This window comes from Roseobacter denitrificans OCh 114, from assembly GCF_000014045.1.
Lineage (GTDB): Bacteria > Pseudomonadota > Alphaproteobacteria > Rhodobacterales > Rhodobacteraceae > Roseobacter > Roseobacter denitrificans.
In genome coordinates, this window is record NC_008209.1 from 2,637,602 (window position 1) to 2,660,685 (window position 23,084).

The window sequence follows — 23,084 nt, forward strand, 5'->3', positions numbered from 1 at the left end:
CTGAGCCTCCTATGTGTCCTTGGCAACGGCATCTTTCGGGGCGCGCGCCAGAGAGATGCGAAATACAGTCTGGCCGGGAACCGATGTCACGGAAATCCAGCCATGGTGGTCCGAGATGATCTTGCTGACCAGCGCGAGACCGAGACCCGTGCCGTTTTCCTTGCCCGATACGAATGGGTCGAAAATGTCGCCCTTGATGGTTTCCGGCAGGCCCGGACCATCGTCGATCACCTCGATCTGCAGAGGAAGCGACCGCCCGGAGCCATCAGAGCGCCTGAGCCGAAAGGAGTGTTCGAAATAGCTGCGCAGCCGGATTTTACCCGGCGCACTGCCCGCCGCTTCAGACGCGTTTTTAAGCAGGTTCAGAACAACCTGCAGCAATTGATCCGGATCCCCATAGGCCAGCGGCAGGGATGGATCGTATTCTTCTATGATGTTCATATGCGCCCCGAACCCCAGCAGCGCAGACCGACGCGCACGATCCAGAACATCGTGAATGTTCACCGGCTTGAAATCCGGCACGGACAGATTGCCAAATTGCTCAACCTGCTCCAACAGCTTGACGATGCGCCGGCTTTCTTCGACGATCAAGTCTGTTAATTCAAGGTCTTCCGGGCTCAAGTTCATGCTGAGTAACTGTGCCGCACCCGTGATACCGGCCAGCGGGTTCTTGATCTCGTGGGCAAGCATTTCAGCCATGCCGATGGCGGATTTTGCAGCCGATTTCACCGAATAGTTCTGCGTCATCCGACCCGCCAGTTCGCGCGGCGAGATCATCAGGATCATATGGCCGGGACGCCCCAACAGGGGTGCGACCTGCAGATCGGATTGCATCGGCGCGCGCGCGCCCCCGCCCACATCAACATCATTGACGAACAACGGCGTGCTGGTTTCACGGGCCCGTTCAAACGCCGCCTCCAAGGGGTCATTCACCGCAATCTGGTCCCACAAGGGCGTGTCACGCAAGGATTTTGCGGATACGTTCAGAAACCCTTCGGCGGCGGAATTCACATCGACGATGCTGTTTTGTGGCCCGACGATCAGCGTCGGCACCGGCAGGCTTGCCCATAGGGAATTGTCCTGCATCATGCGGCGACCTGATCCGGCCAGGCACAGGCTTGCGCCAGCAGCCCGTCCACCGTCACCGCATCTTGCGCGGTCAGCACAGCCTTGCGGATGTCCTTGGGCGCGGAACAGGTGTCCATATACCATCCCAGATGTTTGCGCGCGACCCTGACGCCCAGATCATGGCCGTAAAACCGGATCATGGCCGCATAATGCGACCGCACCATATCCGCAAAATCCCCGCCCATGGGTACGACTGGCGCTGGCGTGCCGTACACATCATGCGCGATCTGTGCCAGCAGCCAGGGTTTGCCACGTGCGCCACGCCCGATCATGACACCATCCGCTCCGGACAGACGCAACGCTTCCATGGCGGTCGCGCTGCACAGAATATCACCATTTGCGATCACCGGGATCGAGACCACGGATTTTACCCCCGCGATGGCGGCCCAATCCGCATGACCTTTGTAGAACTGGCACCGGGTGCGACCATGAATCGTCAGCATCCGGATGCCGGCCTCTTCGGCACGGCGCGCGATCTGGGGCGCATTGAGCATCGCATCATCCCACCCCAGCCGTGTTTTGAGGGTTACGGGGATGTTGACGGCCTTCACCACCGCCTCGACCAGCGTCATGGCGTGATCCGGCGTGCGCATCAGGGCGGATCCGGAGTAGCCCTGCGTGACCTTCTTGGCCGGACACCCCATGTTAATGTCAATGATGCGCGCGCCCTGCCCTTCGACCATGCGCGCAGCTTCGGCCATCAAGCCCGGTTCGCGCCCTGCCAGTTGCACCGCCGTGCCCTCTGCGGATAAACCAAGCTCCGCCTTTTCCTGGGTGCCCGGGCGCGCATTCAGGATGTCCGCGCTCGCTACCATCTCAGAGACGACAAGACCCGCCCCGAACGACGCCACAAGATCGCGGAACGGCCGATCCGTGATTCCGGCCATGGGCGCCAAAAGCACCGGAGGCCTCAGATCTATGTTGAAAGCGGCGGAATTCATCTGCTTAATCCTTGAGCAATGCCCGTTTATTAACAGTTACGGGTTTTTCTCTCAATAATCCAACGCCCTCAAAGACGCGCGGTTTACCTGTTTGCCTAAATTTAAGGCACCGCTCACAATGATTGCGCAGCGCAGCACAAAGCCATAAACACATGTCAGGAACGAGGCGGGCATACCATGAAGGTTGGTGCGGTCATTGTCGCGGCGGGGCGCGGAGTACGAGCGGGGGGCGGCATTCCCAAGCAGTGGCGCGCTTTGCACAAGGGGACAGTCGCACAAGCATCCATTCGCGCCTTCACCGGACATGCGGATATCCGTGACGTCGTGCTGGTGCTGCATCCTGATGACATTGACACGGATCTCTGGCCGCGCGAACCCGGGCTGATTGTTGCCAGCGGTGGCGCATCACGCAGCGCATCGGTGCTTGCAGGTTTGCGCATGCTTAACGGAAAAACAGATGCGGTGCTGATCCATGATGCCGCCCGGCCCTGCGTGACCACCCGCGTGATTGATGATGTCATCAGTGCGCTGCGCACGGCACAGGCCGCCGCGCCCGCTGTCGCCGTGGTCGACGCCTTGTGGACCGGTGAGAACGGACAGGTCACGGGCACCGCAGACCGGACCGGGCTTTATCGCGCGCAGACGCCGCAGGGCTTTCACCTTGATGCGATCATTAAAGCGCACCGGCAGTTTCCCGAAGGCGCAGCCGATGACGTGGAGGTTGCACGCCGCGCCGGGCTTGACGTTGTCATCGTGCCCGGAGATGAAGATAACCTGAAAATAACGCTGCCCGGCGACTTTGCCCGGGCGGAGGCAATCCTGAGGGCCCGCGATGGACATTAGACTTGGCAACGGTTTTGACGTGCATGCTTTCGGGCCCGGCGATCATGTGACGCTTTGCGGTGTGAAAATACCCCATGGGCAGGGGCTGGTTGGGCATTCAGACGCGGATGTGGCGATGCATACAGTGACGGACGCGATCTATGGCGCGCTGGCGATGGGCGATATCGGCCAGCATTTCCCGCCGAGTGATCCGCAGTGGAAAGGGGCCGCATCCGATATCTTTCTGAAACATGCGGTGGCGCAGGCAAGTGAACAGGGGTTTGAAATCAATAACGTGGATTGCACGCTTATCTGTGAGTTCCCCAAGATCGGCCCGCATGCACAGGCCATGCGTGAGGCGATGGCCCGGATTATGGGCATGGCCCTGTCGCGCATCTCCGTTAAGGCGACCACGTCGGAACGGCTTGGCTTTACCGGCCGTGGTGAGGGGATCGCCTGCATCGCCACCGCGGCCCTGGTGCGCGCATGAGCGGTCTGGCCAAGATGATCGCCACCGTCCTTGGCGTGGGATATGTGCGCCCTGCCCCCGGCACATGGGGCTCTCTCGTGGCGCTGCCTTGGGCGTGGCTTTTGCATGTGATCGGCGGGTTCCCCCTGTTGTGCCTTGGCGTGGTCGTGGCCTTTGCCAAGGGCTGGTGGGCAACGGGCGTCATGACGAGGGGCGGTGGCGAGCATGATCCGTCGGAAATCGTGGTGGATGAACTGGTCGGACAATGGATCGCGCTGCTGCCGTTGTCTTATGCCGCGTGGTCCATGGGGATGAATATTCTCGTCATGTGGCCCGGCTGGATCGCGGCATTCGCCTTGTTCCGCCTGTTTGATATCTGGAAACCCGGTCCGGTCGGGTGGGCCGATCGGCGCGGGGACGCGCTGGGTGTGATGCTGGACGATGTGATCGCGGGCCTGCTTGCCGCGCTTGGCGTGCTGCTGCTTGCCGGACTTTATCACGGGATGATGTGAGATGACGCTCGCCACTGACTTGCTGCAGGCTGCGAAGTCCAAAAACGTGATGATCGTCACAGCCGAAAGCTGCACGGGCGGCATGGTGGCTGCGGCATTGACCGATATCGCCGGATCCTCGCTGGTGGTGGATCGCGGTTTCGTCACCTATTCGAACGCGGCCAAGATCGACATGCTGGGCATTCGGCCTGAGACATTGGACGCGTTCGGCGCGGTATCCGAGCCCATCGCAAAGGAAATGGCGCTTGGCGCATTGCGCGCCTCACAGGCCGGTCTTGCCATTTCCGTCACGGGGATCGCGGGGCCCGGCGGTTCAGAGCACAAGCCAGAGGGCCGTGTCTGTTTTGCCTGCGCATCGGATGCGACCCTGCACGTGGAAACCGTTGAGTTCGGCGCCTTGGGCCGCGACCGCGTGCGTGCGGCTGCCCGTGATCATGCGCTGAAAATGCTCTTGTCTGCGCTGCGCTAAGAGGGTGCGGTGCTGGCGTACAGGTCTTTTGCCCGCATTTCAAACGCGCGGACGATACGTTGCATCGCCTCGTTGAAAACCACACCGATCAATTGCTGCAAGATCATGTTGCGAAACGCAAAATCCACGAAAAAGGACACCTCGCACCCGCCCTCGACGTCCTTGAATGCCCAGTTGGATTTCATGTAGCGGAACGGGCCGTCCAGATACTCCGTGTCGATTTTTTTATCCTCTGGCATAAGCACCACGCGGCTGGTGAAGCGTTCGCGAAAGACCTTGAAGCTGATCACCAGATCAGCCTCCATGATGAAGGACGCATCATGCGGCACGGTTGACTTTACGCGGGCTGCGGAACACCACGGCAAAAACTTCGGATACTGGCCCACATCTGCAACCAGATCATACATTTGTTGTGCGCTATACGGTAGAGTACGTGTTTCAGAGTGCGTTGGCATTGCTTTGTCAGGCTCGTGCGGTTAGCCCTCATGTCCTATGTCCACCCGATTAATTCAAGGTAAAACCCATGGTAGCGCGTCCTTATGTCATAGACGAGATGATCTCGGCAAAATCCATTGCGGCGCGCATTGAAGAACTCTGCAAGGAAATTCAAAGCGAGTTTTCCGAAACGAACAAGTTGGTGGTGGTTGGTCTGCTGCGCGGCAGTTTCGTCTTCATCGCTGATCTGGTGCGCGAGCTTGATCTGCCCATCGAAGTCGATTTCCTTGAGGCGTCCAGCTATGGCGATGGCATGGAAAGCAGCCGTGAAGTGCGCATTCTCAAGGACTTGCGCGGCGCAATCGAAGGTCGCGATGTGCTGGTTGTCGAAGACATCGTCGACACAGGCCACACGCTGAACCATGTGACGGGCCTGCTCAAAAGCCGCCTGCCAGCACGTCTGAAATCCATCGCTTTGCTCGACAAACCAAGCCAACGCGAAGTCGATTTCAAAGCGGACTGGACCGGATTCGAGATCCCGGATGAATTCGTCGTCGGCTATGGTATCGATTTCGCGCAGCGTAACCGCAACCTGCCGTTCATCGGAAAAGTTCGCTTTACCGAGCCTGAGTAAGGTACCGGTGCCCGTACAGTTTTTCGACTGTACTCATACAACACACCGCCGCGTGATGATCCAGTTACGAACCGATCCCCGCGCCCAAGCCCATGTCACCAGCGTCTTTGTGGTGCCCCGTTGCGTCCTGCTCGTCCTGTGCCAAGATGGCCGCAATGGCATCATCGATGTGGCAGGATGCGACATCATATTTGTCACAATCCAAAGCGGTTTGGATGTCTCGCAATGCGAATATGGCCCAATGTTGACTTGGCATATGGTAGCGTCCAGCGGTTTGGTTCGTAGAAAGGGTGAAATTTTGTGCCACACTCAACTATCGTTAAGGTTGTGTAAAGTGCTCAAGCACATTTTTATGGAAGCAGCACATTTTTGACACGATTTTCATCCGGCACTGAGCCGCGCCTCGCGTGCGGCACGCAAACGCGCAAAATCATCCCCCGCGTGATAGGAAGAGCGTGTCAGCGGCGTTGCTGACACCATCAGGAACCCTTTGCCAAATGCCGCCTTTTCGTAGGATGCAAATTCATCCGGCGTCACGAAGCGATCAACACGGTGATGTTTCGGCGTCGGTTGAAGGTACTGACCGATCGTCAAAAAATCTATGTCAGCGGCGCGCATATCATCCATGACCTGCATCACGGATTGCCGGTCTTCGCCCAGGCCCACCATGATACCGGATTTGGTAAACATGCGCGGGTCAAGCTCTTTCACCCGTTGCAGCAGGCGCAGCGAATGGAAGTAGCGCGCGCCCGGGCGCACTTCCGGGTAAAGCCCCGGCACGGTTTCGAGGTTGTGGTTAAAGACATCCGGTCGCGCCGCGACGACCGTTTCCAGCGCCTCGGGCGCACATTTGATGAAATCCGGTGTCAGGATTTCGATGGTGGTGGCGGGGCTACGGTGACGTATGGCCCGAATCGTCTGTGCAAAATGATCGGCACCGCCATCTTCGACATCATCGCGATCAACCGAGGTGATGACCACATGGTTCAACCCCAGCTTTTCGACCGCATGGGCGACGCGGCCCGGTTCGAATGCATCCAGATCTTCGGGGGGTTTGCCTGTTGCGATATTACAAAACGTGCAGGCACGGGTGCAAACCTCGCCCATGATCATCATGGTCGCGTGGCCCTGGCTCCAGCATTCACCCAAATTGGGGCAGCCGGCCTCTTCGCAGACCGTGACAAGCTTGTTTTCCCGCATGATCTTCGCAGTTTCCGCATAGCCCTTGCCACCGGGGGCCTTCACGCGAATCCAGTCGGGTTTTTTTGGCTGTGGGCTGTCGGCGCGGCGCTGTTTTTCCGGATGGCGCTGCTCGGGAATTTTAATGTCACGCATCTGCTGTTCCAGAGTGGTTGTCTGCCCCTTGTGTATCACACCGACGTTTCAGCGAAAGGTCCCGCGACGCATGGCCGCTATTCCTCAGGCGATATCGTCAGAACGCGCGCCTGAAACCGACAACAAAGGCGTTCGATCCCCCATTCGGTTCCAGCGCATCAAAGGCATTTGAGCGATGGTGAATACGGGCAAAAATCGTTTCATCTGCATTTTTTGTGGCAAATTCCGCTTCAAGAAACCAATAGACAAGGTCGCGGCGCGATTCTCCGTAGTTTTCACGCTCAACGTTCGAAATTTCCGAATAGTGCGATCCGCCAAGGCCAAAGGAAAAGCTGTCAAAAGCATCCCACCAGCTTTCTTCGGGATGGTATCGCAGAACAACCGGCACGACGATCTCGTAAAATCCCTGATCGCCAAAATGCATATTCGCCTGAAACTCGATGCCGAATGAGAACCGGCTTTCACCGATCGGCACATCATATCCCGCAAGCACCCCGAGCAGATAACTGTCCACAAATTCGACAACCGACGGGTTGATCGCCTCATGCGCGCGTTGATTGGTCATGACCCCCGTCTGATAGCCCAGTGACCACGTCCCCTCGTCGGGCACGTCCGCGCGGGCCGGATAAGATGCGAATGTCCCCCAGAGCAACAGGATCAATGCCCCGGACAAGCCAACCCATGATCCTCTGTTGTGTTTATCACGCATGCCCGCCCCGAAAATCGCCCTGCTCCCCTACCGAGATGCACGGTTTTAGACGTGATCTCAACCGCATTGTGCTTCGAACCGATGATCGTTTGATTAATCCAGCATAGGTTGTGAATTACGCAGCGCACAGGCTTTGCGATGATGCCAAAACCAGCATAATCGCGCCGTCCCGCAATATCAGAAACGCAATCATCCAATCAGTGGCCCACCCGGCCCGACCGTTTCGTCGTAGTGGCGTCTGAGGCGAATCAAGGCAATGCGCAGCACAATCTTGCCCGACCGCGCCGACCAGCCGAGTTTCTTTTCCGCGGTTTCGAGACCCTCAAGGTAGCAGCAACACCGCAGCACGACATCGGACAGGCCGGGGCCAAGCTCCGCCAGAGCATCCGCCACACGCCGGCGGGCATTGGATGGCCCATCGTTTACACCGCTGTCGGGGACATAGCTGCCACGATCTCCGGCGGTCAGAAAACTATCCCAGTTTTGCGCCACGCGCGGCCCCATCTGAGCCAGTTCGAAGTCTTCGCGCAGTTGCTCGCCGGCAGACACCAGATTGTCTGTCAGGAACTGTTCACCGTTTTTGTCCTTGCGACGCGCCAGCGCTGTCAGCGGGCTTTCCGCAAGGTTATAGCGCATCCGGCGCGGGCGTTCGGTTTCAATGTCCTGCGATGCACCCCACGAGGATGTCGATCCGACAAAAGCTGTCTGGCTCTCTGCAAACCCCGGCGGGTCGTCCGCCCTGACATGATCCATCATGCCCTCAAGCGCCGAGCGGCCCGCAGGCGTGATCGTATAGCGCGTGATTTTTCCATTCTGCTGGGGCGAAATCCAGTCCTTGAGCGCCAGCGCCTCGGCAAAGCTTCGGTTGACCACCCCGGTTCGCGTGGCAGCACCGGCAACACCGTCGCGCACGATAACGGCCTTTTCCATTTCAGCCGCCACTGCCAGAACAGCCCCCGTTTCACATAAACGGCGCAGAACACGCACCGCTTCGGCCTCAAAGGTCGCGTCTTTGGCGGCGTCAGCGGCCTGATCGGATTGGCGGATTTTCGATTGGAAGGTCATGCCGGTGGGGTCCTCTTGTTCGGGTGTAACGGGCGTCAGGCAGGGTTTGAAATGCACATTCCCCAGATTGCGCAAAGCGGCATCTACCAATGGATCGTCACGTTTGGTTTCTATTCGTCTGATCTGGCGCAGTATCGTGGACGCATGGCAGCCTGCTGCCCGTGCCAGAGCACGGATCGGCAGGCCTGCCTCCGTATGCGCAAGATACATTTGCGCCGCAGATGGCACCCAGTCGGGGAGCTGCAGGCCATCAATCGGATGGGGATAATTCAGCGTCTCAAGATCTTTCATCGGGCAGTCACCAGTCATTTTCTAAGGTTGCAATGGTATTCATTAATGCAACCTAAGGAAGAATTTGGTTACCTGTTCGTTAATTTGGCTAGATATGCAAAGTATTGTATCTTTTACATAAACAGTATTTAAAGCACCGCCCGGTCTAATACTGTTTTGCGCAACAGTGCTGCCTTATTTCGAATATCCGGCCTACCCATAAAAAGGGTAAACAAGGTATAAACCACCCCGCGCGACCGTCCGGCGGCCTGCGCAACACCCGCATAACCTGTGTCATAAACGTGGCTCGAACATCAGCTCATGTGATGTCGATCAAGAAAAGGACACGACCCATGCAAGACATTCTTTCCATGTTGCACGCCCTGCGCCGCCCCGCACTTCTGATGCGCGCGGCCCGAATTGGTGCCGAAGACTACCGCCGCGCCACGCATCTCCCACGGCTGTTGGGCTACGGTGTCCTGCCGCGACATGGATCGGCGCTGATGAAGTTGATGGAAATCGAAAGCGAGTTGAACGCGCAGCGCGTGAGCGGCAACAGCAGCTACAGCCTTGTCAAACATGTGGACGTGCTGATCGCAATGGTCAGTGAAGCGCGCGTGTTGCGCGCCGCACAAACCGCGTGCTCTACATAAAGCTGTCAGGCTCTTCCGATTTCTTACGCGCGACGAAATCGGACAAGGCTTCGGCAATCGCCGGATCGAGTGCAGGTTGCTGATAATCTGCCAGCATTTTCTCGACACGCAGACTGGCAAGAGTTTGCGTATCGCGTGCGCCCTCGTCTTCCCACGTCTCGAAGGGTTTGTAATCCAGCAGGTCGGACTTCCAGAAGGCTGACTTGAAATTGTTCTGCGTGTGATCGCAACCAAGGTAGTGGCCACCCGGCCCCACCTCGCGAATGGCGTCCATCGCCTGCGCATTCTCGTCGATCTCAATACCGCGCGCCAGATGGTGCAACGTACCGAGCTGATCCGCGTCCATCACGAATTTCTCAAAAGACGACACCAGGCCGCCTTCCAGCCAGCCGCAGGCATGCAGCATAAAGTTCACGCCCGACAACAGCCCCATGTTGAGGCTGTTCGAGGTCTCATATGCCGCCTGCGCATCCGGTAGCTTGGAGCCGCAGAATGACCCGGCAGAGCGGTATGGCAGACCGAGCCTGCGCGCCAATTGTCCGGCGCCATAGGTGATATGCGCAGCCTCCGGCGTGCCAAAGGTCGGTGCGCCTGAATTCATATCAATCGACGTCACGAAGGCACCCATGATCACGGGTGCGCCGGGGCGGATCAGCTGGCTATAGGCAATGCCTGCCAGAACCTCGGCCAGAACCTGTGTCAGCGTGCCGGCCACGGAAACAGGCGCCATCGCGCCGCCCACGATGAAGGGCGAGATGATGCAAGCCTGATTGTTGCGTGCGTAAACCTCCAGTGCGCCCATCATCACATCATCAAAAGTCATTGGTGAGTTGATGTTGATGAGCGATGTCATCACCGTGTTTTCCTGTACGAAATCATTGCCAAAGAGCAGACCGCACATATCCACGCTGTCCTGCGCGCGGCTCGGCTCCGTAACCGAGCCCATGAACGGTTTATCGCTGAGCGTCATATGCGCATGCAGCATGTCCAGATGGCGTTTGTTCACGGCAATATCTGTTGGCTCGCAGACGGTGCCGCCGGAATGGTGCAGCCACTTGGACATATAGCCGAGCTTCACGAATTTTCGGAAATCCTCCATCGTGGCATAGCGCCGCCCGCCCGCAAGATCGCGCACAAAGGGCGGGCCATAGACGGGGGCCAGCACGAGGTTCCTGCCGCCCACCACGACCGACCGCTCCGGATTGCGCGCATGCTGGGTAAAGACGGACGGGGCCGTCGCACAAAGCTGGCGTGCCAGCCCGCGCGGGATTCGCACGCGTTCGCCATCCACATCCGCACCGGCATCGCGCCAGCGCTGCAAGGCCGCCGGGTTTTCGACGATATTCACGCCAATTTCCGCAAGCACCGTTTCGGCGTTTGTCTCGATGATCTCCAGCGCCTCTTCGCTCAGCACTTCGAAGTTGGGGATGTTGCGTTCGATGTAGCGTGCGGTCTCAAACGACACGGCAGTCCTTGCCGCCCTGCGCGCCGCACCGCCACCACCGCGCCCTCTTCTGCGTTCTGCTACTGACATGTTCACACCCTCATGCTCGCTGTTGCACCGGATGTAGCCCATCCGGCCTTTGGCCCGCCCGCTCAGAACGGCGATGCAGGTCAAAAAGCGACATGGCTGACCTCTCCTTATCATCAATCGTTGAAAAAGAGGCCCCGGCGGCCAAAGCCCCCGCAATCTCAGGCTTGCCACGCCTGCGCAGGCGGCATACTCAGCGCGTATGAGCACATCTGATCACGACCGCCTTCTTATCATTGATTTCGGCAGCCAGGTGACGCAATTGATTGCGCGTCGCCTGCGTGAGCTGAATGTCTATTGCGAAATTCACCCCTTTAATCTGGTGGATGACGCCTTTCTGGATGCCTTCGGTGCGAAAGCCGTGATCTTCTCGGGGGGGCCCTCTTCTGTTTTCGCCGATGGTGCTCCGATGCCCCCGGCCAGCGTCTTTGAGCGCGGTGTGCCGATCCTGGGCATTTGCTATGGTCAGCAGGTGATGATGCACTGCCTCGGCGGCAAGGTGGAACGCGGGCATGGCACGGCGGAGTTCGGGCGCGCCTATGTCACCCCGACCGCGCAAAAGCTGGACATGCTGCAGGGGTGGTTTGAAACCGATCAGGACCGCGAACAGGTCTGGATGAGTCACGGCGATCACGTCAGCCAGATCGCCCCCGGTTTTGAAGTGTTCGGCACCTCGCCCAATGCGCCTTTTGCAATCACGGCTGATACAACACGCCATTTCTATGCGGTGCAGTTCCATCCCGAAGTCCACCACACGCCCAATGGGGCCAGATTATACGAAAATTTTGTGCGGCTGGCCGGTTTCAAAGGCGATTGGACCATGGGTGCCTACCGCGAGGAAGCCATCGCAAAGATTCGCGAACAGGTTGGCAGTGGCCGGGTGATCTGCGCCCTTTCGGGCGGCGTTGACAGTTCGGTCGCCGCCGTTCTGATCCATGAAGCCATCGGGGATCAGCTGACCTGCGTCTATGTGGATCACGGGCTCATGCGCAAAGACGAATCGGCACAGGTCGTCGGCATGTTCCGTGAACACTACAACCTGCCGCTGATCCATGCGGATGAATCGGACCTGTTTCTGGGCAAGCTGGAGGGCGTCAGCGACCCCGAAACCAAGCGCAAAATCATCGGCGGTTTGTTCATCGAGGTTTTCGAGAAATACGCGAAGGAAATCGGCGGTGCCGATTTCCTGGCACAGGGCACGCTCTACCCGGATGTGATCGAATCGGTCAGCTTCTCCGGTGGCCCTTCGGTCACGATCAAATCGCATCACAACGTCGGCGGGCTGCCGGAGCGGATGAACATGCAACTGGTCGAACCGCTGCGCGAACTTTTCAAGGATGAGGTGCGCGCGCTGGGTCACGAGTTGGGCCTGCCTGCAAGCTTCATCGGCCGCCATCCTTTCCCCGGGCCCGGTCTCGCCATCCGCTGCCCCGGCGAGATCACCCGCGAAAAACTCGATATCCTGCGCGAGGCCGATGCCGTCTATATCGACCAGATCCGTAAACACGGGCTCTACGATGAAATCTGGCAGGCCTTTGTGGCGATCCTGCCCGTGCGCACCGTGGGTGTGATGGGCGACGGGCGCACCTATGATTTCGCCTGCGCCCTGCGCGCTGTCACATCCGTGGACGGTATGACCGCTGACTATTATCCCTTCACACATGAGTTTCTCGGAGAGACCGCAACACGCATCATCAACGAGGTGCCCGGCATCAACCGCGTGACCTACGATATCACCTCAAAACCACCCGGCACGATCGAGTGGGAATAACCAAACAGGGCCGGGGTTCGATCATCCCGGTTGTACCGGTATGAGCGCGACACTGAAAGCCATGCTGTGGATGTTCGGATCCATTGCGTCCTTTTCCACGATGGCCGTGGCGGGGCGCGAAGTCGCGAGCGAGCTTGATACCTTTGAAATCATGATGTTCCGCAGCCTCTTCGGGGTGCTGATCGTGGTGATCATCGCCGGGTTTGCCGGCACGCTGGGTCAGATCAACACAGGCAACATGCGGTTGCATTTTGTGCGTAACCTTGCCCATTTCACCGGTCAGAACCTTTGGTTCTACGCCGTCACCGTCATTCCGCTCGCACAGGTGTTCGCGCTTGAATTCACCTCTCCGCTCTGGGTCATCGTGCTGTCACCCTTGATCCTTGGCGAAAGGCTCACCTTCATGCGGGCTGTGGCGGCTGTCATGGGGTTTATCGGCATATTGATCGTGGCCCGCCCCGATATGGCCGGCCTGAACGCAGGTGTTCTGGCCGCCGCCTCAAGCGCCATTTTCTTTGCGCTCTCGATCATGCTGACCAAACGTCTGACACGTACCCAAAGCATCACCTGCATTCTGTTCTACCTCACAACCATGCAGCTTGGCTTTGGTATCATCGCCGCCGGGTATGACGGTGATATTGCGGTGCCATCCCTGCAGGCATTGCCCCTCGTCATTCTGATTGGCGCGGCCGGGTTGCTTGCGCATTTTTGCCTGACCAACGCGCTGGCGCTGGCGCCAGCGACCGTGGTCGTGCCTATCGATTTCATCCGCCTGCCTGCCATCGCAGTGGTGGGCATGCTGCTTTACAACGAAGCGATGGATATCTGGGTATTCGCGGGGGCTGCGATCATCTTTGCGGGAAATTATCTGAACATATGGTCGGAAACCCGCGTGAAAACCTGATCTGACGTTAGGTCACAGCAGCTTTTTCCCCTGCGTCAGTGATTGACCCATCACAATTACGTGCTTTATTGCGCCAATCTGCGTTAACATAACGGTAACCTTGAGCAGAGCACGTCTTCTGGGGAGGAGATTTATGAGAAACTACATTACGAGTACGGCAGCGCTTTGCCTTGCCGCAGGTGGCGCGCATGCAGGCGGAATTGACCGGTCGGGCCAATCCATTGCTGTGCTGTTCGAAGAAGGGCGCTATCTGGAATTCAGCGCGACCAGCGTGTCACCGGATTTGACAGGCGAGTCGATAAACCCGGGCCTTCCGAACGGGAATGGGTCAGGCGACATCGCCGAGAACTACTTCCGGTTTGGTGCAGCATATAAAGCCGACATTAACGACACCTGGTCCTACGCGATCATCTACGACGAACCCTATGGTGCTGAGACAAATTATGCGGATGGCAGCGGTTACTTCGCCCAGACATCCAATGCCAATTTTACCAGCCGCGCTTTGACGGGATTGCTCCAATATAACGCAGGTTCCGGTTTCTCCGTTTATGGCGGTCTGCGTCTGCAATCCGCAGAAGCCGATGCGGACGTCATTTTCTCCAACGTTTTCGGGCCGGCCCTGAATTACACCGCCGATGCAGATGTGCACTACGGTATCGGTTATGTTGCGGGCGCCGCCTATGAACGCCCCGATATCGCTCTGCGGGTCTCACTGACCTACAACTCTGAAATACACCATGATGTCGATACGGTTGAGGTTCTGTCTGGTGGCGCGGTCACCCGTGAAACCTCTACGAATTTTTCAACACCGCAGTCTTTGAATCTTGAGTTCCAGACCGGCGTGGCACAGGACACTCTCATGTTCGGTGGCGTGCGTTGGGTCGACTGGTCGGACTTTGCCTTGGACCCATCGCTCTATGTGGACACAGTGGGGCAACCGCTGCTCAGTTATGAAGAAGACGTGATCACCTACACTTTGGGTATCGGGCATCGCATCAACGAGAACTGGTCGGTTGCAGGGTCCATCGGATATGAGGAAAACACCGGCAACCTCTTTACCAACCTCGGTCCGGCAGATGGGCAGGAAAGCATCAGCCTCGCGGCAATCTACTCGCAGGGTAAATACGAAATCACGGCAGGTGTGCGCTATATTCGCATTGGTGACACAACGACTGCGGTTCAGGGAAACCCGGCGGCGGAATTCAACAACAACGACGTCGTCGCTTTTGGGGTCAAGGTTGGATACCGTTTCTGATCTGAACTGACAGTGCATTTGAACGCCCGCCCGGACATCCCGCGCGGGCGTTTTCTTTGCGCAGGATTCGGGTGGACCGGGATCATGGCAATTTCTACCCTGCCCGCATGATTGAACAGAAAACCATCTCCGGCAGTGCATGGGTTGCGCTTGTTCTGCTGGGCACGATCTGGGGCGCATCCTTCGTCTCCATCCGCATCGCCCTTGATGAGATAGGCCCGCTGACGTCGGTTGCGCATCGCACGTTCTGGGCCATGCTGGTGCTTTGGGGTGTGGTCTTGGCCCTGCGCATCAAAATCCCGCGCGACCTTGCCGTCTGGCGCGCCTTTCTGATCATGGGCCTTTTGAACAACGTCATCCCGTTCTCGCTGATGGCTTGGGGGCAATTGCACATCGAAAGCGGCCTCACCTCCATCCTGAATGCCGCGACGGCCATTTTCGGCGTGCTTGTGGCAGCGCTTTGCTTTTCGGATGAACGCCTGACGCTGCGCAAGGCCTTCGGTGTGGGTCTGGGGTTTCTGGGGGTGGCGACGGCAATCGGGCTTGAGAACCTTGCCGCCTTCGATCTGCGCTCGCTGGCGCGGATTGCCGTGATTGCCGGAACGATCTCTTATGCGCTGGCAAGTGCCTGGGCGCGCAGCACGCTGTCCGCCCTGCCCCCGCAACTGGCCGCCGCCGGCATGCTGACAGGATCGAGTATCATCACCCTGCCCCTCGCCATGCTGTTCGAGGGCCCGATATCTCTGACCCTGCAGCCCGCGACATGGCTCGCCATCGGGTATTATGCGCTGATCGGCACCGCGGGGGCCTATCTGCTTTACTATTTCGTCCTCAAGCGCGCAGGCAGCGGGAATTTGATGCTTGTCACCCTGCTTATTCCTCCGGTTGCCATCACCTTGGGCGCGCTGTTGCTGAGTGAATCGCTGGCCCCCAATGCCTACGCGGGTTTTGCGCTCCTGGCGATTGGGCTGGCGGTTCTGGATGGGCGGGTGTGGTCATGGCTGCGCCCCGCAGCATAGCCCTGCCGATTGATTGACGCCTCCGCGCCGCACGGCTACCACGGGCGCAACATTCCCAAGTCCCAAAGGGGCCTCTCATGCTCTATTCATCCGCCGCCGACTGGCACGCAGCCCCTCGTAAATCCGTTCTGGTTTTTGGCATGTCCGGGCTTGGCAAAACGCATATGTCCAACCTGCTGCGCGCCAGTGGTTCATGGTTTCACTACTCCATCGATTACCGCATCGGCACGCGCTACATGGGCGAATACATCGCGGATAATGCCAAACTTGAGGCGATGAAGGTCCCCTTCCTGCGCGATCTTCTGATGAGCGACAGTATCTACATCGGCTCCAATATCACCTTTGACAACCTGTCCCCTGTCGCCACCTATCTGGGCAAGCCCGGCGATCCGGCAAAATCAGGGCTGCCTTTCGCGGAATACGAACGCCGTCAGGACCAGTTCCGGCGCGCTGAAATCGCCGCCCTGCGCGACACCGCGCATTTCGCAAAACGCGCCGAAGACCTTTATGGCTACCCCAATTTCATCTGCGACACGGGCGGGTCCATCTGTGAATGGATCGACCCGGAGGATGATGCCGACCCGCTGATGCAGGAGCTGGCGCAGCATTGCCTGATGATCTGGATCAAGGGCGATGAAGCCCACACGCAGGAATTGATCCGGCGCTTTGATCGCGCGCCCAAACCCATGGCCTACCAACCGGCGTTTCTGACCCGCGTTTGGCACGACTACCTGAACGAAAAGAACTGCACCGAAACCGAAGTGGATCCCGATGATTTCATCCGTTTCACCTATGCCAAGGCCCTCGCGCACCGCCAGCCGCGATATCGGGCCATGTCGCGCTGGGGCATCACCGTCACCGCCAGTCAGGTCAGCGCGTTGAAAACCCACGACGATTTCTATGCCCTCGTTGCCAGTTGCCTCTGAGCGTTTCACCGCCTCGTGACATGGCCCCCCTTGAGAGTTTGACGCACAAGGGCTAAGTGCACTTCCTCATCCAGACAGCGGAAAAACCCAAATGCCGATCAAGATACCTGCCGACCTTCCTGCCTATGACGTGCTGACGCGCGAAGGCGTGATGGTCATGGATCCGGATCAGGCGGCGCGTCAGGATATCCGCCCGCTGCGCATCGGGCTGTTGAACCTGATGCCCAAGAAAATTCAGACCGAGAACCAGTTTGCCCGCCTGATCGGCGCAACCCCCCTGCAGATCGAACTGAGCCTGATCCGTATGTCCGAGCATCAGACGAAAAACACCGCTGCAGAACATATGGAAAGCTTCTACCGCCCCTTTCAGGACATCAAGTCGGAAAAGTTCGACGGGTTGATCATCACTGGTGCACCCATTGAACATCTGGATTTTCAAGATGTTACCTATTGGGATGAGCTGCGAGAGGTCATGGACTGGACACAAACCAACGTGCATTCCACCTTTGGCGTGTGCTGGGGCGGCATGGCCATGATCAATCACTTTCACGGCGTGCGCAAACACATGCTGGAGGCCAAGGCCTTCGGTTGCTTCAGACATCGCAACCTTGCACCGGCATCCCCCTACCTGCGCGGATTTTCGGATGAATGCGTGATCCCCGTCTCCCGCTGGACCGAGATGCGACAAAGTGAAATCGACGCCGCCGAGGGGCTGAAGACGCTGTTGGGCAGTGATCAGGTCGGGCCCTGCCTCGTGCAGGACAAGGCGCACCGTGCGCTCTATATCTTCAATCACTTTGAATACGACAGCGAAACGCTCAAGCAGGAGTACGACCGTGATGTGGCGGCAGGGAACCAGATCAACGTGCCGCTGAATTATTACCCGGATGATGACCCGTCGCGCGCGCCGCTGAACCGCTGGCGCAGCCATGCCCATCTGCTTTATGGCAACTGGTTGACGGAGATCTACCAAGACACGCCCTATGACATTGATGCCATTGGCCGTTAAATCGCTCATCATCCTCACCCTGCTGTGCCTTGGGCTCGCCGTCCTTGTGCAATGGCGGGCAAGTGCGCGTGAAACTGCGGTGGAGGCGCAATATCCACCCTCCGGTCAGTTCATTGATGTGGACGGGACCAGAATTCACCTTAAGGTATCCGGACAAGGCCCTGATATTGTTCTGATTCATGGGGCCAGCGGGAGCCTGCGCGATTTCACCTTTGATCTGGCTCAACGGCTTGAAACCCGCTACCGCGTGATCGCTGTTGACCGCCCCGGTCTTGGCCGCTCCGAACGCCCGCCGGGGTATGGCGGGGTGTGGAACATCGCAGCCGAACCCCCCGCGCTACAAGCACAATTGTTGCAACGCGCAACGGATCAGCTTGGCGTCAAAAACCCCATCGTCGTCGGGCATTCCTATGGAGGTGCCATCGCGCTGGCCTGGGCGCTGGAGCGGCCCGAGGAGACCGCCGCGCTGGTGTTGCTGGCCGCTGCGTCAAACCCATGGGAGGGCGAATTGGGCTGGCTCTACCAGATCAATTCGACGCGATTGGGCAGTGCCTTTGTCATCCCGCTGATCACGGCCTTTACACCGCATGCCGTCATCGAAAACACGCTGAGTGAGATTTTCGCACCGCAAGCCCCTCCGCCCGACTATATGCAGCATTTCGGGGCCGACATGACGCTGCGCCGCGCGACCCTGCGCGCCAATGCGCAACAGGTCAACGCGCTGAAACCCTATGTCACCGAGATGTCCAAACGCTATCACACGCTGACGCTGCCTGTGGAAAGCCTGCACGGGACAGAGGACACGATCGTGCCGCTCACCACACATGCAACGCCACTGGCGCGTCAAATCAGCGGCGCAGTCCTGACCAAGATGGAAGGCATCGGCCACATGCCTCATCACGCTGATCCGCAGGCTGCCGTCGCCGCGATTGAGCGCGCAGCAGCGCGTGCCGGTTTGCGTTAAGCCGATTAACATTCCATATAGACAGCATGACTGACCTGCGGAGGATTCATGGATCTGCCTTTTGACGGTGCCATCAGCGCTTATTTCGAGAACGACGCGCCCGCGACGGTGCGCGATGCGATCCGCCGGGCAGATCGGGGCGACATTCTGTCGACCACCTATCCTCATTCTGAACGCATGGCGCGCAAGCCCTATGAACGTGAACTCGCAGCGCTGCAAATCGAACTGGTCAAGATGCAGGCCTGGGCGAGGGCCAGTGGTGCGCGGATCGCCTGTGTCTTTGAGGGGCGCGATGGTGCAGGAAAAGGCGGCACGATCAGCCGTTTTCGCACCAACCTGAACCCAAGGGGCGCGCGGATCGTGGCCTTGTCCACCCCGACGGAGACCGAAAAAACGCAATGGTATTTTCAGCGCTATGTCCAACACCTGCCAGCCGCGGGCGAGATCACCTTTTTCGACCGCAGCTGGTACAACCGCGGTGTCGTTGAGCATGTGTTTGATTTTTGTACGGATGAGCAGCGCGCGCATTTCTTTGCGCAGGTGACGCCCTTTGAACAGATGCTCGTCGAGGACAACGTCCATCTGTTCAAATTCTGGCTCAACGTGGGGCGCGCGGAGCAATTGCGCCGTATGCTCAAACGCGAGCGGGATCCCCTCAAGCAGTGGAAACTCAGCAGGATCGACGTTGAGGGGCTGCACCGCTGGGACGCTTATTCAAACGCCATATCGGAAACGCTGGAGCGCACCGATCATCCGGATGTGCCATGGACCGTTGTGCGGTCGGATGACAAGCGCCGCGCACGGCTCAACGTGATCCGCCGGGTTTTGATGGCGCTGGACTATACCCATAAAGACACCGCAGCACTTGGCGCGCTGGATGCATCAATTTGCGGCGGTCTGGACGTTTGGCATGCCTAAACGCGGGTACCATCACGGCAATCTGCGTCAGGCACTGGTGGATGCAGCCCTGCAGTTGATCGAGGCGAAAGGCCCTACCGGCTTCACCCTGTCAGAGGCCGCGAAACAGGCGGGCGTCACTCCCGCCGCCGTCTACCGCCATTTCGAGGGGCGCGATGATCTGATCGCGGAGGCCGCCCGACAGGGTTATGAAATCTTTGCTGATCTGATGGAGTTTGCCTATCAGAAAGGGCAACCATCAGCGCTTGCCGCCTTTTCAGCGACGGGTCGGGCCTATCTGGCTTTTGCACGAAAACATCCCGGCCACTACATCGCGATGTTCGAAAGCGGTATCTCGGTCAACCGCACGGTAGAACTGGCCGCCGTTTCCGCGCGCGCCAATGCGGTGATGGAAAAGGCGGCATCAGACCTCAGCCAACATATCCCACTGGACAAACGCCCGCCTGCTTCCATGTTTTCGGCCCATATCTGGGCGATGAGCCACGGGGTTGTTGAACTTTTTGCCCGCAACTCGCCCGGGCGCGCCTCACCCTTTCCCGCCGATGAGCTTTTGGAAACCGGCATCGGCATTTACCTGCGCGGCCTTGGCCTGATCAAGCCGGACCAATCTGACTAGATAGTGGGTGTTTGCGCCTGCCCCAAACGCTGCTGCGCAGTTGCGATCCGTGTCAATTGCCGCGGACTGCGGCCCGCCACCCCCTCTAAACCACAGCTTCGCAGTCATTCAGAGGGGTCAGGCTGGTACCCAAGGCCGGACTCGAACCGGCACAACCGTAAGGTCGGGGGATTTTGAATCCCCTGCGTCTACCATTCCGCCACTTGGGCACGCAGATTTCTTTACCCAAGCCTGCGCAGGACGTCCAGCCCAAAGCGCGTTTTCACAGCGCCAATCATCACCGCAATCAGGTCGATGTCCTTTCCCGCGCTGGCGCAGCGCTGCGCGATTTGCTAGGCGGAGCCGGAAAACCAGTGGAATCGGTATTGTCCACAATGCCAGGAGAAACACATGACGGCGCACGCCATGAACGAAACAGCGATTTCGGACCGGCTCAGCCAATTGGCGGATAGCGCGCAGGGCGATGCGGTGTCGCTCGACTGGATCCTGAGCCAGCTGCACGAACGCGCCTTTGGTCTGTTCCTGCTGGTGCTGGCGCTGCCCTGTTGCATCCCTTTTCTCTATGGGATTCCGCAGATTGTCGCATTGCCCTTGATGTTTGTCTCCGCGCAGATCCTGTTCGGGCGCCAGGCCCCGTGGCTGCCTGAACGGCTGGCCACGCGCTGCGTCTCGGTCGAAGGCCTGCACAACCTGTCACGCCGCGCCGGCCCCTCCCTGCGCCGGATCGAAGCCATCAGCCGCCCAAGACAAGCCCAGTTGACGCGCGCGCCCCTTGACCGGATCGTGGGTCTGGCCCTGGTGCTGTTCAGCGCCTCAATTCTGGTTCCGCTGCCGGGTACTAACACTGTGCCTGGCTTTGCGGTCGTCCTGATCTCGATGGGTCTGTTGCAACGCGATGGCATCCTCGTGATCTTTGGCCTGATCCTTGGCACTGCATGGATCGCGACCCTCATCTTTGCGGGCGCAACACTGGCGAGCCTGATAAAAACGTGGATGGGGTTTTGAACGGCGCCCGGCTCGCCAGCCTCGCCGCATTCGGCTCTGCGGCGCTGCTTGCAGGGGCCTTCCTGTTTCAGGCGCTTGGCTATGCCCCCTGTCAGATGTGCATCTGGCAACGCTATCCGCATGGGGTGGCCATGGCGATCGGCCTTATCGCACTTGCAGTGCATCAGAAATGGCTTCGCCTCGTCGGGGCGGCAGCGGCACTTACAACATCCGCCATCGGCTTTTATCACGCCGGGGTCGAACAGAGGTGGTGGCAAGGCCCGACAACCTGCAGCTCAGCGCCGATTGGCAACATCAGCGCCGACGCCTTGCTCGATCAGATCATGAACGCACCCCTTGTGCGCTGCGATGACATCCCGTGGGAGATGTTGGGGTTGAGTATGGCTGGATGGAATGGTGTCCTGTCCCTTGCCCTTGCGGCCCTCTGGCTCACCGCCTATCGGCGCGCCTGACCCCTAAGCGCTGACGCCCGATGCACGCCAGTCCGGGCAGCGCCCGGACTCCCAGCATGGAATGCGCCGGCGTGCCGGCGCGCCGCTGGATCATTCCGGCGCCTTGGTCACATCGTACCCATAAAGCCACTCAAACTGCGACATCATCAGACCCGGCGCCAATGTTGATCCCAACGTCAGCGCACGATGTGCGGCCCAGCGAAACGGGCCGGGTCGCAGGTGGTACTTCCATGCGTTGCCCGTCGCTGCAGCAACCACCTTCTCCACGCGCGGTTTGCGCCGCGCCTGATAGCGCGCCCAATCCGCACCCTGCGTTGCAACCTCGACCAGCACCCAGGCATCCTCCAACGCCATATTGGCCCCCTGCGCCAGAAACGGCAGCGTCGGATGTGCGGCATCGCCCAGCAAAACGGTTCCCCCTGCATGCCAGGTCTGCGCCACAGGATGGCGAAACAGCCCCCAAAGATTGACTTTTTCGACACGGCTTAAAGCGTCCTTCACCGGTCCATCAAAGTCACAAAATGCATCGCGCAGGTTTTGCGGATCATCGGTGTGATCCCACCCTTCCGCTGCCCATGCCTGTCGCTCCTGAACGGCCACGATATTGATCAATCCGCTTTCGCGCAGCGGATAGCGCACGATGTGCCGCCCCGGCCCCATTGTCACTGTCGCCCTTGGCGTAGCGGGCAAACCTGAGGCCGGCACCGTGGCCCGCCACGCCACCTGCCCGGTGAAAAACGGCTCCGATGACCCCTGAAGGGCCGCGCGGCCTACTGAATGCAACCCGTCTGCGCAGACCAGCAAGTGCGCCCGCTGCTGGCTGCCATCCGCAAAATGCACCTCGGACATGACACCGGGTTGGATGCGGGCGACCCTGCGGCCCAGTTCGATCGCAACACCGGCCCACTGTGCCGCCGCCAGAAGACAGGCCACCAGATCCGCCCGGTGGACAAAAAGATACCGCTGCCCCTCCAGCCGTGTCAGATCGAGCCGCGCAACTTGCCGACCGCCCAGATGGTTTTCAAGGACCACTTCCCGTGCCTGCACCGCACCCGCCTGATCCAGGTCAGCTTCGACGCCGAGCGCGCGCAACACAGCCAGCCCGTTCGGACTGATCTGCAAACCTGCGCCCACTTCGCTGATCTCAGGCGCTTGTTCAACCAGCGTGACCGCGACGCCGCGCTGCGCCAATGCAGTGGCCGCAGCCAAGCCACCAATACCGCCCCCGATCACAAGTGCCGTGCCCGTCATGCAAGCTTCTCCAAAAAAAAT

Annotated in this window: 26 protein-coding genes and 1 tRNA gene; 17 read left to right on the forward strand and 10 right to left on the reverse strand. The window is 59.0% G+C overall.

Annotation, left to right across the window (positions count from 1 at the left end):
- Positions 1-9: 9 nt before the first annotated feature.
- Positions 10-1,089: a two-component system sensor histidine kinase NtrB gene (locus tag RD1_RS12685; RefSeq protein ID WP_011568911.1), complete on the reverse strand. Its 1,080-nt coding sequence runs from the start codon at positions 1,087-1,089 to the stop codon at positions 10-12.
- Positions 1,086-2,069, reverse strand: coding sequence for a tRNA dihydrouridine synthase DusB (gene dusB, locus RD1_RS12690; RefSeq protein ID WP_011568912.1), 984 nt, complete (start codon positions 2,067-2,069; stop codon positions 1,086-1,088). Before dusB ends, RD1_RS12685 begins: the two co-directional genes overlap by 4 nt.
- Positions 2,070-2,246: 177 nt before the next feature.
- Between dusB and ispD the strand changes: the two genes are divergently transcribed.
- From ispD to RD1_RS12710, 4 genes are read left to right on the forward strand one after another with little or no spacing between them, the layout of a single operon-like run.
- Complete coding sequence (gene ispD, locus RD1_RS12695) at positions 2,247-2,912, forward strand: 2-C-methyl-D-erythritol 4-phosphate cytidylyltransferase (protein WP_011568913.1); 666 nt, start codon at positions 2,247-2,249, stop codon at positions 2,910-2,912.
- Positions 2,902-3,381 carry a 2-C-methyl-D-erythritol 2,4-cyclodiphosphate synthase gene (ispF, locus tag RD1_RS12700; RefSeq protein WP_011568914.1) on the forward strand — a complete coding sequence of 160 codons (480 nt, stop codon included), beginning with the start codon at positions 2,902-2,904 and terminating at the stop codon, positions 3,379-3,381. The genes ispD and ispF overlap by 11 nt, the downstream gene beginning before the upstream one ends.
- Entirely contained in the window at positions 3,378-3,872 is a 495-nt protein-coding gene (locus RD1_RS12705; protein ID WP_011568915.1) for a phosphatidylglycerophosphatase A family protein, read from the forward strand. Before ispF ends, RD1_RS12705 begins: the two co-directional genes overlap by 4 nt.
- 1 nt (position 3,873) lies before the next feature.
- A complete protein-coding gene (locus RD1_RS12710; RefSeq protein WP_011568916.1) occupies positions 3,874-4,341 on the forward strand; it encodes a CinA family protein in 468 nt (155 codons plus the stop codon).
- Here the strand turns inward: RD1_RS12710 and RD1_RS12715 are convergent.
- A complete protein-coding gene (locus RD1_RS12715; RefSeq protein WP_011568917.1) occupies positions 4,338-4,796 on the reverse strand; it encodes a type II toxin-antitoxin system RatA family toxin in 459 nt (152 codons plus the stop codon). The genes RD1_RS12710 and RD1_RS12715 overlap by 4 nt on opposite strands.
- Before the next feature lie 68 nt (positions 4,797-4,864).
- Here RD1_RS12715 and hpt point away from each other — a divergent pair, with 68 nt between their 5' ends.
- A complete protein-coding gene (gene hpt / locus RD1_RS12720; protein ID WP_011568918.1) occupies positions 4,865-5,410 on the forward strand; it encodes a hypoxanthine phosphoribosyltransferase in 546 nt (181 codons plus the stop codon).
- Between the two features lie 64 nt (positions 5,411-5,474).
- Here the strand turns inward: hpt and RD1_RS12725 are convergent, their stop codons facing one another.
- The 4 genes from RD1_RS12725 to RD1_RS12740 all read right to left on the reverse strand — a co-directional run bounded on the left by RD1_RS12725 (position 5,475) and on the right by RD1_RS12740 (position 8,810).
- Complete coding sequence (locus RD1_RS12725) at positions 5,475-5,666, reverse strand: hypothetical protein (protein ID WP_050759087.1); 192 nt, start codon at positions 5,664-5,666, stop codon at positions 5,475-5,477.
- A 125-nt stretch (positions 5,667-5,791) separates the two neighbouring features.
- Positions 5,792-6,745 (reverse strand): lipoyl synthase, encoded by a 954-nt coding sequence (lipA, locus tag RD1_RS12730; protein ID WP_011568920.1) that lies wholly within the window; start codon positions 6,743-6,745, stop codon positions 5,792-5,794.
- Positions 6,746-6,842: 97 nt separating this feature from the next.
- Positions 6,843-7,454, reverse strand: coding sequence for a hypothetical protein (locus RD1_RS12735; protein ID WP_011568921.1), 612 nt, complete (start codon positions 7,452-7,454; stop codon positions 6,843-6,845).
- Between the two features lie 189 nt (positions 7,455-7,643).
- Entirely contained in the window at positions 7,644-8,810 is a 1,167-nt protein-coding gene (locus RD1_RS12740) for a DUF6456 domain-containing protein (RefSeq protein WP_050759088.1), read from the reverse strand.
- A 332-nt stretch (positions 8,811-9,142) separates the two neighbouring features.
- Between RD1_RS12740 and RD1_RS12745 the strand changes: the two genes are divergently transcribed.
- On the forward strand, positions 9,143-9,442 hold the full coding sequence (locus tag RD1_RS12745) for a DUF6477 family protein (protein WP_044033130.1): 300 nt from the start codon (positions 9,143-9,145) through the stop codon (positions 9,440-9,442).
- Here the strand turns inward: RD1_RS12745 and RD1_RS12750 are convergent.
- Positions 9,435-10,976: a trimethylamine methyltransferase family protein gene (locus tag RD1_RS12750; protein ID WP_044033461.1), complete on the reverse strand. Its 1,542-nt coding sequence runs from the start codon at positions 10,974-10,976 to the stop codon at positions 9,435-9,437. The two genes, RD1_RS12745 and RD1_RS12750, sit on opposite strands and share 8 nt — an antisense overlap.
- Positions 10,977-11,175: 199 nt before the next feature.
- Here RD1_RS12750 and guaA point away from each other — a divergent pair, with 199 nt between their 5' ends.
- The 9 genes from guaA to RD1_RS12795 all read left to right on the forward strand — a co-directional run bounded on the left by guaA (position 11,176) and on the right by RD1_RS12795 (position 20,355).
- Positions 11,176-12,744, forward strand: a complete 1,569-nt coding sequence (gene guaA / locus RD1_RS12755) for a glutamine-hydrolyzing GMP synthase (protein ID WP_011568925.1) — start codon at positions 11,176-11,178, stop codon at positions 12,742-12,744.
- Between the two features lie 40 nt (positions 12,745-12,784).
- Complete coding sequence (locus tag RD1_RS12760; protein ID WP_011568926.1) at positions 12,785-13,648, forward strand: DMT family transporter; 864 nt, start codon at positions 12,785-12,787, stop codon at positions 13,646-13,648.
- Positions 13,649-13,781: 133 nt separating this feature from the next.
- Positions 13,782-14,903 (forward strand): outer membrane protein transport protein, encoded by a 1,122-nt coding sequence (locus RD1_RS12765; RefSeq protein ID WP_011568927.1) that lies wholly within the window; start codon positions 13,782-13,784, stop codon positions 14,901-14,903.
- A 107-nt stretch (positions 14,904-15,010) separates the two neighbouring features.
- The gene (locus RD1_RS12770) at positions 15,011-15,922 is read left to right on the forward strand and encodes a DMT family transporter (RefSeq protein WP_011568929.1); all 912 of its coding nucleotides are present in this window, start codon (positions 15,011-15,013) and stop codon (positions 15,920-15,922) included.
- Between the two features lie 77 nt (positions 15,923-15,999).
- Positions 16,000-16,848, forward strand: a complete 849-nt coding sequence (locus RD1_RS12775; RefSeq protein WP_011568930.1) for a hypothetical protein — start codon at positions 16,000-16,002, stop codon at positions 16,846-16,848.
- A gap of 91 nt (positions 16,849-16,939) precedes the next feature.
- A complete protein-coding gene (metA, locus tag RD1_RS12780) occupies positions 16,940-17,857 on the forward strand; it encodes a homoserine O-acetyltransferase MetA (protein ID WP_011568931.1) in 918 nt (305 codons plus the stop codon).
- Positions 17,841-18,821: an alpha/beta fold hydrolase gene (locus RD1_RS12785; protein WP_011568932.1), complete on the forward strand. Its 981-nt coding sequence runs from the start codon at positions 17,841-17,843 to the stop codon at positions 18,819-18,821. Before metA ends, RD1_RS12785 begins: the two co-directional genes overlap by 17 nt.
- Positions 18,822-18,869: 48 nt before the next feature.
- Positions 18,870-19,739, forward strand: coding sequence for a polyphosphate kinase 2 (gene ppk2, locus RD1_RS12790; protein ID WP_011568933.1), 870 nt, complete (start codon positions 18,870-18,872; stop codon positions 19,737-19,739).
- Positions 19,732-20,355: a TetR/AcrR family transcriptional regulator gene (locus RD1_RS12795; RefSeq protein ID WP_044033462.1), complete on the forward strand. Its 624-nt coding sequence runs from the start codon at positions 19,732-19,734 to the stop codon at positions 20,353-20,355. Before ppk2 ends, RD1_RS12795 begins: the two co-directional genes overlap by 8 nt.
- 123 nt (positions 20,356-20,478) lie before the next feature.
- Here RD1_RS12795 and RD1_RS12800 read toward each other — a convergent pair.
- Positions 20,479-20,564: transfer RNA gene (locus RD1_RS12800), tRNA-Leu, on the reverse strand.
- A gap of 181 nt (positions 20,565-20,745) precedes the next feature.
- Here RD1_RS12800 and RD1_RS12805 point away from each other — a divergent pair.
- Both RD1_RS12805 and RD1_RS12810 read left to right on the forward strand, forming a co-directional pair.
- Entirely contained in the window at positions 20,746-21,360 is a 615-nt protein-coding gene (locus RD1_RS12805; protein ID WP_011568935.1) for an exopolysaccharide biosynthesis protein, read from the forward strand.
- Positions 21,357-21,812: a disulfide bond formation protein B gene (locus RD1_RS12810; protein WP_044033463.1), complete on the forward strand. Its 456-nt coding sequence runs from the start codon at positions 21,357-21,359 to the stop codon at positions 21,810-21,812. Before RD1_RS12805 ends, RD1_RS12810 begins: the two co-directional genes overlap by 4 nt.
- 90 nt (positions 21,813-21,902) lie before the next feature.
- On the opposite strand, the gene RD1_RS12815 is transcribed toward RD1_RS12810, so the two are convergent.
- Positions 21,903-23,063, reverse strand: a complete 1,161-nt coding sequence (locus RD1_RS12815) for an FAD-dependent monooxygenase (RefSeq protein ID WP_011568937.1) — start codon at positions 23,061-23,063, stop codon at positions 21,903-21,905.
- Between the last annotated feature and the right edge of the window lie 21 nt (positions 23,064-23,084).